This is a genomic window from Microbacterium saccharophilum (assembly GCF_007992455.1).
Classification (GTDB): Bacteria; Actinomycetota; Actinomycetes; order Actinomycetales; family Microbacteriaceae; genus Microbacterium; species Microbacterium saccharophilum.
Genome location: NZ_BKAH01000004.1, coordinates 127,318 through 139,565, shown reverse-complemented (window position 1 = coordinate 139,565; position 12,248 = coordinate 127,318). Strand labels below are relative to the sequence as shown.

Here is a 12,248-nt window from a genome sequence, read left to right as displayed (position 1 = left end):
CTCCACACTAAACCGCGGGGGTGACCTGCCCGGTCCGCGTCAGCCAGCCCGTGATGGCCGCGGTCCAGCGCTCCTGGTCGTAGTTCCACAGCTTCGTGTGCCGCGCGACGTCGAAGATCTGCAGGTCCACGAGATCGGGTCTCGCGACGACCAGATCGTGCGAGGCATCCGACGGGACGAAGCCGTCGTCGTCGCTGTGCAGGATGAGGATCGGATGCCGGAGCTCCGCCGCGCGGGACACCACGTCGAGCCGGTCGAACGGGATCGCCACGTCGGCGCCGGTGACCGGCGTCGTCCATTCCCGGCGCAGGGTGCCGATCGCGAGGTCCGCGACCTGCGAGGGGAGGCCGAGGAGCCGCGCCTGATGGCTGAGCACGATCCGCCAGTCGATGACCGGCGATTCGAGGATGATCCCGGTCAGGATGTCGCGATGCGCGGAGCTGAGCGCCAGCTGCAGTGCGATCGCGCCGCCCATCGACCAGCCCATGACGATCACGCGGCGGGCGCCCCGGCGGCGGGCCAGGCCGATGGCGGCATCCACGTCCCGCCACTCCGTCGCGCCCAGACCGTAGGCCCCGCCGCGGCTGCGGGGCGCTTCGCCGTCGTTGCGATACGACACGACGAGCGAGGTGAGCCCGGCCGCGTGGAAGACGGGGACGGCGCGGAGGCATTCGGCGCGGGTCGTGCCGCGCCCGTGCACCTGCACGACCCACGTGTCGCTCGGCTCTGCGGCCGGGAAGATCCAGGCCGGGCAGGGGCCGACGGGAGAGCCGACGAGCTCGACGGAGAAGGGCAGGTGCAGCTCCTCGGGCTGGTCGAAGTACCAGCCGCTGAAGGCGGCATCGGGGGCGAGCTGCGCGTCGGGACCGACATGCGTGAGGAGCTTGCGCTTCACGCTCGTCTCGTCCGCGGAGAGCACGGAGCCGAGCTTGAGATAGGCGGCCGTGCCGACGGTGAACAGGCCGTAGCGTCCCGGGAGCACCGTGTCGGGCGTGCGGGTCAGGGTGATCGTCTGCGCGGCGGTGTCGACGTCGAGGATCTTCGTGTCGGGCAGCCTGCCCCCCGGGGTCACGACCTTCCGGGCCATCCGCACCGAGATGAAGGTCAGCATCCCGGTCACGCCGACGACCGCCGTCGCCATCGCGACGATGAGTCCGCGGAGCGCGGCGATGAGCGTCGGAGATGCGCCGGCGGGAACGGCGCGCCTGGGTGCCTTCATGGTCCCGTCACTCTAGTCTGTCGACGTGGATGAACCCCGTCCCCCGGCTGCCACGCCGGCCTTCGCGCAGGTCGCCGATGCGCTGCGCGCCCTGAGTTTCCGCGATGACTTCGCGGTACGCGAGATCCCGGCGCCGTCCTCGCTCGCGCCGGAGGCCATCGCTCTCGCCGGTGACGTGCGCCCCGATGAGGAGGGCGGCGACTCCGAGTACGGGACCGGCCGGCTCATCCTCCTGCACGACCCGAGCGAGCCCGACGCGTGGAACGGCGCCTGGCGCATCGTCTGCTTCGCGCAGGCGCCCCTCGAGCCGGAGATCGGCACCGATCCCCTCCTGGCGGACGTCGCGTGGTCCTGGCTCGTCGACGCGCTGGCCGCCCGCGGCGCCCGGTTCCACTCGGCATCCGGCACGGCCACCAAGACGCTGTCCAAGGGATTCGGATCGCTCGCCGAGGAAGGCGACGGCGCGCAGATCGAGCTGCGTGCGTCCTGGTCGCCGGAAGGCGACGTCGCGGCGCACGTGCGGGCGTGGGCGGAACTGGTGTGCATGCTGGCGGGTCTCCCGCCCGGGTCGGAGGGAATCGTCGTGTTGGGCGGAAACAGGGCGGCGCGTGGCTGAGTACCCCGTCATCACCGATGTCGAAGAGTTCATCGAGGCCGCGCTGACCCTCGCGGGCGGCACGGGGCCGGTCGCCGTCGACGTCGAACGAGCATCCGGGTTCCGCTACACGCAGCGCGCGTACCTCATTCAGGTCTACCGGCGCGATGCCGGCGTGTTCCTCTTCGACCCGCCGGCCCTCGGCGACATGGCCCCGCTGCAGGACGCCATCGGCGACGTCGAGTGGGTGCTGCATGCGGCGAGCCAGGACCTCCCGTCGCTGCGCGAGGAGAACCTCGAGCCTCCGTCGATCTTCGACACCGAACTCGCCGCCCGGCTGCTCGGGCACGCCCGGGTCGGACTCGGCGCCGTCGTCGAGGACACGCTCGGCATCACCCTTGCCAAGGCGCACTCCGCGGCCGACTGGTCCACGCGTCCCCTGCCGCAATCCTGGCTCGAATACGCGGCCCTCGACGTGCTGCACCTCATCGACGTCCGCGATGCGCTCGCGCTCGAGCTGGAGGAGCAGGGCAAGACGGCCCTCGCGCAGGAGGAGTTCGAGGCCGTGCGCACACGCCCCGCGAAGCCGCCGCGTGAAGAGCCGTGGCGCCGCCTGAGCGGACTGCACACGGTGCGCGGACGGCGCTCGCTCGCCGTCGCCAAGGCGCTCTGGACGGCGCGCGAGGAATACGCCAGGGAGCAGGACGTCTCCCCCGGCCGCCTCGTGCCCGACCGTGCACTCGTCGCCGCCGTGCGGGCCGACCCGGCCACCAAGCAGGATCTCGCCCGCACGAAGGAGTTCATCGGCCGCGCGAGCCGCACCCAGCTGGACCGCTGGTGGGCGGCGATCGAAGCGGGCCGCGCCGCCCCGGTCCTCCCCGTGGAACGCGTTCCGGGTGACGGAATGCCGCCGCCGCGCGCATGGGCCGACCGGAACCCGGCCGCCGACGCGCGGCTGAAGACCGTCCGGCCGCGCATCGATGACCTCGCGGAAGAGCTCAACATGCCGGCCGAGAACCTCCTGACCCCGGACACGCTGCGCCGCGTCGCGTGGCAGCCGCCGGAGCCGCTGGATGTCGACGGCGTCGGGCGCGTCCTCGAGTCGTACGGCGCCCGCCGCTGGCAGATTGCGCAGACTGCACAGGTGATCGTCCAAGCCTTTGTGGATTCCGTGCACGCGGCGGCGGAGCCGTCCGAGCCGGCTTCGTAGATACGATCCAACCGATTTCCCCGCCCCTGCCGCCTTCATAGGCTTGAGGGATCCCTAACTTTGGAGGCAGTGTGGCCGAGCTTTCGGACGTCTACTTCGTCGACGGAATGCGCACCCCGTTCGGGCGTGCCGGCGAAAAAGGCATGTACTGGAACACCCGCGCCGATGACCTCGCCGTGAAGGCGACCATCGGCCTGATGGAGCGCAACCCGCAGGTCCCGGCAGACCGCGTCGACGACGTCGCGATCGCCGCGACGAGCCAGACCGGAGACCAGGGGCTGACCCTCGGGCGCTCGGTCGCGATCCTCGCGGGCCTGCCCCAGACGGTGCCGGGCTTCGCGATCGACCGGATGTGCGCCGGCGCCATGACGAGCGTCACGACGATGGCCGGCTCGATCGGCTTCGGCATGTACGACGTGGCCCTCGCGGGCGGCGTCGAGCACATGGGTCATCACCCCATCGGCGGCAACGCCGACCCGAACCCCCGCTTCGTCGCGGAGAAGATGGTCGACCCGGGCGCCCTCAACATGGGGGTGACGGCCGAGCGCATCTTCGACCGCTTCCCGCATCTCACGAAGGAGCGCTCCGACCGCTTCGGGATGCTGAGCCAGCACAAGGCGCAGGCCGCGTACGACGCCGGCAAGTTCCAGCCCGACCTCGTCTCGGTCGCCGTCAAGGACGCCGAAGGCTCCTGGGCGCTCGCGACCGAGGACGAGGGACGCCGTCCCCAGACGACGATGGAGGACCTCGCCGGCCTCAAGACCCCGTTCCGCCCGCACGGTCGGGTCACGGCGGGCACCTCGTCGCCGCTGACCGACGGTGCCACGATGTCGCTGCTGGCCGGCGGACGGGCCGTGAAGGAGCTCGGTCTCCGTCCCAAGATGCGCATGGTGTCGTTCGCGTTCGCGGGCGTGCAGCCGGAGATCATGGGCATCGGGCCCATCCCCTCCACGGAGAAGGCGCTTCGCAAGGCGGGGCTGAAGATCTCGGACATCGGCCTGTTCGAGCTGAACGAGGCGTTCGCCATCCAGGTGATCTCGCTGCTGGACCACTTCGGCATCGCCGACGACGACCCGCGCGTCAACCAGTGGGGCGGGGCGATCGCCCTCGGCCACCCCCTCGCCGCCTCCGGCGTGCGCCTCATGATCCAGCTCGCGGCCCAGTTCGCCGAGCGCCCCGACGTCCGCTACGGCCTCACCGCCATGTGTGTGGGCCTCGGTCAGGGCGGTTCGGTCATCTGGGAGAACCCGCACTACGACGGCAAGAAGAAGTGAGAGAGACACCGATGACCGACTACGACGCGATCGACTTCTCCCCCATTCAGGCCCTCACCGCCGGCGAGGTCGTGACGCACTCCCGCGTGCGCGACGTCACGCTGCCGAGCGGCAAGCGGCTGGCCCTCATCACGCTCGACAACGGCCGTGACCACACGCGGCCGAACACCCTCGGCCCGGCGACGCTCACCGAGCTCGGCGAGACGCTGGCCGCGCTCACGGCGCGGGCGAAGGCCGGCGAGATCGACGCCGTCGCCATCACGGGCAAGCAGTACATCCTGGCCGCAGGCGCCGACCTGTCGGACATCTCGAAGGTCGGGTCGAAGGAGAACGCCAAGCTCATCGCGCAGCTCGGGCACAAGGTGCTCGGGATGCTGGGAGAGCTCGGTGTGCCGTCGTTCGCGTTCGTGAACGGCCTCGCGCTCGGCGGGGGGCTCGAGATCGCGCTGAACTCCACCTACCGCACCGTCGACGCGTCCGCCGCGGCGATCGCGCTCCCCGAGGTCTTCCTCGGGATCATCCCCGGCTGGGGCGGCGCCTACCTGCTGCCGAACCTCATCGGCATCGAGAACGCCCTCGAGGTGGTCATCTCCAACCCCCTGAAGCAGAACCGGATGCTGAAGCCGCAGCAGGCGTTCGACTACGGCATCGTCGACGCCATCTTCCCGGCCGCGAACTACCTCGAGGATTCGCTGCGCTGGGCCGACGGCGTGCTCACCGGGGCGACCAAGGTCGACCGGAAGAACGAGCCCGGCAAGATCGAGCGCCTCACCAAGTGGCCCATCGCGATCAAGATGGCCCGCGGCATGCTGGAGTCCAAGATCGGCACCATGCCCCGATCACCGTACGTCGCCCTCGACCTCCTCGACAAGGCGAAGTCCGGGACGAAGGCGGAGGGCTTCGCGCGCGAGGATGAGGCGCTCGCGGAACTCGTCACGGGCGATCAGTTCGCGGCATCCATGTATGCGTTCGATCTCGTGCAGAAGCGTGCGAAGCGTCCCGTCGGCGCCCCCGACAAGGACCTCGCCAAGAAGGTCACGAAGGTCGGCATCATCGGCGCGGGGCTCATGGCGAGCCAGTTCGCGCTGCTGTTCGTGCGCAAGCTCCAGGTGCCGGTGCTGATCACCGACCTCGACCAGGCCCGCGTCGACAAGGGCGTCGCCTACATCCACGAGGAGATCGGCAAGCTCGAGGCGAAGGGGCGTCTGGACGGCGACGCGGCGAACAGGCTGCGCGCGCTCGTGACCGGCACGACCGACAAGAGCCTCTACGCGGACTGCGACTTCGTCATCGAGGCCGTGTTCGAGGAGGTCGGCGTCAAGCAGGAGGTGTTCGGCGAGATCGAGAAGATCATCGCGGAGGATGCCATCCTCGCGACCAACACCTCGTCGCTGTCGGTCGAGGAGATCGGCGCGAAGCTTGCCCACCCCGAGCGTCTCGTCGGCTTCCACTTCTTCAACCCCGTCGCCGTCATGCCGCTCATCGAGATCGTCAAGACGCCGCAGACCTCGGATGCCGCGCTGTCGACGGCGTTCGTCGTCGCTCGCGGGCTGGGCAAGAATGCCGTCCTCACCGCCGACGCCCCCGGCTTCGTCGTGAACCGGCTGCTCGCCAAGGTCATGGGCGAGGCGGCGCGCGCCGTCTACGAGGGCACCCCGGTCGCCGACGTCGAGAAGGCCTTCGGCCCGCTCGGCCTGCCGATGGGACCGTTCCAGCTCATCGACCTGGTCGGCTGGAAGGTCGCCGCGCACGTGCAGGACACGATGGTCCGCGCGTTCCCCGACCGGTTCTACGCCAACGAGAACTTCCACGCCCTGGCCGAGCTGCCCGAGGTCGTCGAGAAGGACAAGGGCGGCCGCGTCACCGGGTTCACGAAGGCGGCGGAGAAGGTCCTCAAGCCGGCCGTCGGCAAGACGCCCGTCGATGCCGCCACGATCCTCGCGCGCGTGCAGGACGGTCTCGCGCAGGAGATCAAGATCATGCTCGACGAGGGCGTCGTGCCCGAGGTCGAGGACATCGACCTGTGCCTCATCCTCGGCGCCGGCTGGCCGTTCATCGACGGCGGCGCGTCGCCGTACCTCGACCGCGAGGGTGCGTCGGAGCGTGCGTTCGGTGGCACGTTCCACACCCCGCCCATCCGCGGCATCGGCTGACGATCGGCTCACAGCGGCCCCGGGCTCCGGCCCGGGGCCGCTGCCGTCGGTGCCGGCGTCGCTGCGCGCGTGCAACGGCGGAGATCGTGGCTCGGGTACCCCCAAGGATGCCGGCTGGCCGGCAGGCCCGCGACGATCTCCGCCGTTGGGCTCTCAGCCGCGTGTGAGGCTGCCGGTCAGGCCGCCCCGAGCAGCCCCTGCGCAGCGCGGACCCGCAGGTCGCGGGCCAGGTGGTCCCGCTGCTCGAGCACGATGCGGCGCAGCGCGCCCGGTGCGTCCTCGTTCGCCGCGAGCCACGCGTCGACCGGATCGAGTGACTCCGAGGCCGGGAACAGCCCGCGCACGAGTCGGCCGGCGATCTCGATGCTGCGCTGTTCCCACACGGCGCGCAGGCGCGCGAAGTAGTCCTCGTCGAAGCGTGCGACGAGGTCGCGCCGCCCGCCCGCACGGATGCCGGATATCGTCGCGTCGAGATGCTCGTTCGTCAGGGCCTGGTCCTCCCACGCGGTGCGCCACGCCACCGCTCGCACCCCCGGATCGGGTCGGGCGGCCAGCACCGCGAGCTGTGAGCTCCGCCCCTTCGCCGTGGCATCCCGGCTGTACTCCGCGTCGGCATCCTCGACGCTCGCGTGTCCCGTTGCGGACAGGGCGAACAGCCAGTTCCACCGCAGCTCGGGGTCCAGGGCGAGGCCCGCCGGGGCCGGGGCCGTGCCGTCGAGCATCGCCCGCAGGTCTGCGGCGCGGTCATCGCACGTCGACGCGGCCGCGCCCACGGCGCGCGCCCAGACGAGCTGGGCGTCGCTGCCGGCATCCGCAGCCGTCATCGCCTGCCATGCGGTCTCGAGCCACGCGGGACGCCGCGCGTCGCGCTCGTCCGCCGGGACGAAATGCTCGACGGCGTAGCGGGCATGCCCGACGACGTCCGCCAGCACGGCGATGTTCGTCTCGGCGGGGCCGTGTGTGCCGGCGATCTGGACGTAGCGGGCCGCGGCGAGCTCGCCGTCGCGCGTCGCATTCCACAGCGCCGACCATGCGACGGCGCGGGTGAGGGCATCCGGAATCGTCGACAGGGCAGACGCCAGCGCGTCGACCGAGCGCTCGTCGAGCCGCACCTTCGCGTACGTGCGGTCGCCGTCGTTGGGCAGGATGAGGTCGACGTCCGGCACGACCGGCAGCGTCACGGCCGTCCGCTCCTCGTGGATGTCGACGTCGAGCGCCGCGAGGCGGCGCAGCGTGCCGTGGTCGAGGCGGTGCAGGCCCACGCTCAGGCGATGGGGCCGCGGCGGGGTCTGCACGATCGCGAGGTGTTCCCCGCGCTCGACGCGGATGGTCGACATCCCGGTGGTCTGCAGCCACGCGGCGCTCCACGCACGCAGGTCGCGCCCGGCGGCCGCCTCCAGTTCGACGAGCAGGTCGTCGAGGGTCGTGTTGCCGTACGCGTGCGCCTCGAAGTAGCGCTTCGCGCCGGCGAAGAACGCATCCACCCCGACGTACTCGACGAGCTGCTTGAGGACCGACGCGCCCTTCGCGTACGTGATGCCGTCGAAGTTGAGCTTCGCCGCCTCGAGGTCGGTGATGTCCGCGACGATCGGATGCGTCGTCGGCAGCTGGTCCTGCTGGTATGCCCACGCCTTCCGGCGCGACGCGAAGGTCACCCACGCGTCGGGGTAGCCGCCGACCGCGGCCGCGGCATGCGTGCCCATGTAGTCCGCGAAGGACTCCTTGAGCCACAGGTCGTCCCACCAGCGCATCGTCACGAGGTCGCCGAACCACATGTGCGCCATCTCGTGCAGGATCGTGTTCGCCCGCGCCTCGTGTTGTGCGACGGTCGACGCGCCGCGGAAGATGTAGCCCTCCGTGAACGTCACGAGGCCGGGGTTCTCCATCGCGCCGAGGTTGTACTCCGGCACGAGGATCTGGTCGTACTTGCCCCAGGGGTAGTCGCCGAAGACGCCGGTGAAGAAGTCGAGCCCGCGCCGGGTGATCCCCAGGATCTCGTCGGCGTCCAGGTGCACCGCGAGCGAGGCGCGGCAGAGGACGCCGAGGTCGGCGCTCTGCCGCTCGCCTTCCCAGCGCCCCGTGACGCGGTGATACGGCCCCGCGGCGACGGCGGTGATGTAGCTGGACAGCGGAAGCGTCTCGGCGAACGTGACCCGGATGCCGTCGTCCACGGCGGTGCGGCCGGTCTCGGCCCCGTTGGAGAGGACCTCCCAGCCGCCCGGCGCCGTGATCCGGAAGGTCCAGCGGGCCTTCATGTCGGGCTGCTCGAAGCACGGGTAGACGCGACGGCAGTCGGCGGGCTCGTACTGCGTGTACAGGTACACCGCACCGTCGACGGGGTCGGTGAACCGGTGCAGCCCCTCCCCGGAGCGGCTGTATGCGCCGCGGGCGTGGACGCGGACGACGTTCTCTTCCACGAGCCCCGTCACCCGGATGCGGGAGCCGTCCCACTCGACGGCCTGCGGGATGCCGTTGACCTCGACGTCGTCGACGGCTTCGCCGAGGAAGTCGATCCAGGTCTCCCCCGTCGAGGCGGAGAACGCGAGGGTGCTGACCGTGGCGAAGCCTGTCGTGTCGGCATCCGGCGCGGAGCGCACGTCGAGGTCGACGTGCACGGTGTGCAGCGTGACGGCGGCGGATCGGACGGCGGTCTCCTCGCGGGTGAGGTTGGCGGTGCTCATCCGACCATCGTTTCACGCCGACTGCCCGGCGCGTGTGGCCGCGCAGCCGTCAGCGGGTGCGGGGACGCTTCGCGAACCCGAACGCCCAGACGGCCACGATCATCGCGACGACCATCGCGATGCCCATCGGCACGGCGCTCGCCTCGCCCGCGAGCCCGACGACGGGGGCGGTGGCGGCGGCCAGGATGAACTGCAGGAATCCGAGGAACGCCGAAGCGGTGCCCGCGTGCTCCGCGGCCTGGCCGACGGCGAGCGTCGTGGCGTTGCCGAAGATGAAGCCCATCGAAGCCTGCAGCACCCCGAAGGCGATGAGGGTCGGCAGGGTCGGTACGCCGGAGAGCGCGAGGAGGAGCAGGACGAAGGCGGCGACCACGGCGACCGTGAGGCCGATGCCGATCATGCGCCGGAGCTCGACCTTGCCGGCCAACGCGGCGGCTGCGGCGCTCGTCGCCGTGATGGCGACGGCGTTCAGGGCGAACAGCAGCGAGTACGTGCCGGCGTCGAAGCCGAGCATCGTCTGGATGACGAACGGGGAGGCCGAGATGTAGGCGAACAGGGCGGCGAAAGAGAAGCCGAAGACGAGCACGTAGCCCACGTACGCGCGGTTGCGGAGGACCTCGCCGGCGGAGGCGAAGACGGCCTTCAGCCCACCGCGGGTGCGGCGCTCGCGCGGGAGGGTCTCACGGCCCCAGATGAGGACGCCCACGAGGAGCACGGCGAGTAGTGCCGCGAGGACCCAGAAGACGGCGCGCCAGCCGCCGGCGCGACGGCGCAGACGACCGTCGCGGCCAGGCACAGGACGCTGCCGGCGATGAGCGGGAGGCGACGGCCCATGGCGTCCGACAGCGGACCGATCACGAGCTGCCCGATCGCCATCCCGAGGAGGAAGGTCGTCATCGTCAGCTGGATGGCGCTGCTCGTCGCGCCGAGCTCGGTCACCATGGCCGGGAACCCCGGCAGGTACATGTCGATCGACAGCGGAGCGATGGCCGTCAGCGCGGTCAGGATGCTGAGGGCCGCGAAGGAGAGCAGACGGGTGGCGGCGCGCACGACGGGCGTGGGGGCGGTCACGCGCTCCTGGGGGAACGCCGAGCGCACCGAGGGGTCAGGAGTCCTGGTGGCGGGCTTCGACGTCGGCCAGCCAGATCGCCCCGGTCTCGGTCGACGGGCGCGCGACGGGGATGCGGGTGCCGAGCACCTGCGCGACGACATCCTGCGCGATCTTCGCCGGGGTGAGGCCGGCATCGGCGAGGATCTGCTCGCGGCTCGCGTGGTCGATGAACTCGTCCGGCAGGCCGAGCTCGTCCACCGCCGTGTCGACGCCTGCTTCGCGGAGCACCTGACGGATGCGGGTTCCCACGCCGCCGACGCGGATGCCGTCCTCGATCGTGATGACGAGGCGGTGACGGGCGGCGAGGTCGACGAGGGACGGCTGCACGGGCACGACCCAGCGCGGGTCGACGACGGTCGCGCCGATCCCCTGTGCGCGGAGGCGACCGGCGACGTCGACCGCGAGGTGCGCCATGGGGCCGATCCCGACGAGCAGCACGTCCTCCGCGTCGCTGCGCACGAGCACGTCGACGCCGTCGGAGAGTCGTTCGACCGCCGGCAGATCGTCGCTCACGGCGCCCTTCGGGAAGCGCACGACGGTCGGGGCGTCGCCGACCGCCAGCGCCTCGTGGAACTCCTCGCGCAGGCGCGCGGCGTCACGGGGCGCGGCGATCCGGATGTTCGGGACGAGCTGCAGCATCGCGAGGTCCCAGACGCCATGGTGGCTGGGCCCGTCCGGACCCGTCACGCCGGCGCGATCGAGGACGAAGGTGACGCCGGCGCGATGCAGCGCGACATCCATCACGACCTGATCGAACGCGCGGTTCATGAACGTGGCGTAGATGGCGACGACGGGATGCAGTCCGCCGTAGGCGAGGCCCGCCGCCGACGCGACGGCGTGCTGCTCGGCGATCCCGACGTCGTAGACACGGTCGGGGAAGCGCTGCGCGAACGGGAGGAGACCGGTCGGGCGGAGCATCGCCGCCGTCATCGCGATGACGTCCTCACGCTCCTCCCCCGCCGTGACGAGCTCCTCGGCGAAGACGTCCGTCCACGCGACCTGCGCGGCGCCGCCGAGGGCGACGCCGGTGACGGGGTCGATCTTCCCGACGGCGTGGAACTGGTCGGCCTCGTCGCTCAGCGCCGGCGCGTAGCCGCGCCCCTTCTCGGTGATCGCGTGCACGATGACCGGGGCGCCGTAGGACTTCGCGAGCTCGAGGGTCTCGATCATCGACGCCAGGTCGTGCCCGTCGACGGGACCGAGGTACTTGATGTCGAGGTTCGAGTAGAGCGCCGCGTTGTTCACGAAGCGGGAGAGGAAGCCGTGCGTGCCGCCCCGGACGCCGCGGTACACGGCGCGCCCGGCGGGGCCGAGGCGCCGGAAGAGCGTGTCCGACCCGCGGTGCAGCGAGCGGTACGCCTCCCCCGTGCGGACGCGGTTGAGGTAGCGGGCCATGCCGCCGATGGTCGGGGCGTAGGAGCGGCCGTTGTCGTTGACGACGATGACGAGGTTGCGGTCGTTGTCGTCGCTGATGTTGTTGAGCGCCTCCCACGTCATCCCGCCGGTGAGCGCGCCGTCGCCGACCACAGCCACGACGTGACGGTCGACATGGCCGGTGCGCGTCAGCGCCCGGGACACGCCGTCCGCCCAGCTGAGGGAGCTCGACGCGTGCGAGGACTCGACGACGTCGTGCGGGCTCTCCGAGCGCTGCGGGTAGCCGGCGAGGCCCCCGCGGGAGCGCAGCTGGGAGAAGTCCTGGCGGCCGGTGAGCAGCTTGTGCACGTACGACTGGTGGCCGGTGTCGAAGATGATCGGGTCTTCGGGCGAGCGGAAGACCCGGTGGATCGCGATCGTGAGCTCGACGACGCCGAGATTGGGGCCGAGGTGTCCGCCGCTGCGCGCCACGTTCTCGACGAGGAAGGCGCGGACCTCGGCGGCGAGGGCGTCCAGCTCGGAGATGCTCAGCCGATCGAGGTCGCGCGGTCCCGAGATCGATGAGAGCAGTGACATGCGTGTCCCTCCAGGTGACGACAGCGTCTGTCGAGTCTACCCGCGGCGAGGATGC

The 12,248-nt window shown here is 71.2% G+C and carries 9 protein-coding genes; 4 read left to right on the top strand and 5 right to left on the bottom strand.

Going from position 1 to position 12,248, the window contains the following annotated elements; all coding sequences use genetic code 11:
- Nucleotides 1-7: 7 nt before the first annotated feature.
- Nucleotides 8-1,219 carry an alpha/beta hydrolase family protein gene (locus MSA03_RS06310; protein ID WP_147050049.1) on the bottom strand — a complete coding sequence of 404 codons (1,212 nt, stop codon included), beginning with the start codon at nt 1,217-1,219 and terminating at the stop codon, nt 8-10.
- Between the two features lie 25 nt (nt 1,220-1,244).
- Between MSA03_RS06310 and MSA03_RS06305 the strand changes: the two genes are divergently transcribed.
- The 4 genes from MSA03_RS06305 to MSA03_RS06290 all read left to right on the top strand — a co-directional run bounded on the left by MSA03_RS06305 (nt 1,245) and on the right by MSA03_RS06290 (nt 6,451).
- Complete coding sequence (locus MSA03_RS06305) at nt 1,245-1,835, top strand: DUF3000 domain-containing protein (RefSeq protein ID WP_028495677.1); 591 nt, start codon at nt 1,245-1,247, stop codon at nt 1,833-1,835.
- Nucleotides 1,828-3,024 carry a ribonuclease D gene (locus MSA03_RS06300; RefSeq protein ID WP_147050048.1) on the top strand — a complete coding sequence of 399 codons (1,197 nt, stop codon included), beginning with the start codon at nt 1,828-1,830 and terminating at the stop codon, nt 3,022-3,024. Before MSA03_RS06305 ends, MSA03_RS06300 begins: the two co-directional genes overlap by 8 nt.
- Before the next feature lie 71 nt (nt 3,025-3,095).
- Nucleotides 3,096-4,298: a thiolase family protein gene (locus MSA03_RS06295; RefSeq protein ID WP_147050047.1), complete on the top strand. Its 1,203-nt coding sequence runs from the start codon at nt 3,096-3,098 to the stop codon at nt 4,296-4,298.
- Between the two features lie 11 nt (nt 4,299-4,309).
- A complete protein-coding gene (locus MSA03_RS06290; RefSeq protein ID WP_147050046.1) occupies nt 4,310-6,451 on the top strand; it encodes a 3-hydroxyacyl-CoA dehydrogenase NAD-binding domain-containing protein in 2,142 nt (713 codons plus the stop codon).
- 176 nt (nt 6,452-6,627) lie between these two features.
- On the opposite strand, the gene pepN is transcribed toward MSA03_RS06290, so the two are convergent.
- From pepN to dxs, 4 genes are read right to left on the bottom strand one after another with little or no spacing between them, the layout of a single operon-like run.
- Complete coding sequence (gene pepN, locus MSA03_RS06285; RefSeq protein ID WP_147050045.1) at nt 6,628-9,132, bottom strand: aminopeptidase N; 2,505 nt, start codon at nt 9,130-9,132, stop codon at nt 6,628-6,630.
- A 49-nt stretch (nt 9,133-9,181) separates the two neighbouring features.
- Entirely contained in the window at nt 9,182-9,847 is a 666-nt protein-coding gene (locus MSA03_RS06280; RefSeq protein WP_218028804.1) for an MFS transporter, read from the bottom strand.
- On the bottom strand, nt 9,775-10,203 hold the full coding sequence (locus tag MSA03_RS14485) for an MFS transporter (RefSeq protein ID WP_218028803.1): 429 nt from the start codon (nt 10,201-10,203) through the stop codon (nt 9,775-9,777). Before MSA03_RS14485 ends, MSA03_RS06280 begins: the two co-directional genes overlap by 73 nt.
- A gap of 34 nt (nt 10,204-10,237) precedes the next feature.
- On the bottom strand, nt 10,238-12,193 hold the full coding sequence (gene dxs, locus MSA03_RS06275) for a 1-deoxy-D-xylulose-5-phosphate synthase (protein ID WP_147050044.1): 1,956 nt from the start codon (nt 12,191-12,193) through the stop codon (nt 10,238-10,240).
- Between the last annotated feature and the right edge of the window lie 55 nt (nt 12,194-12,248).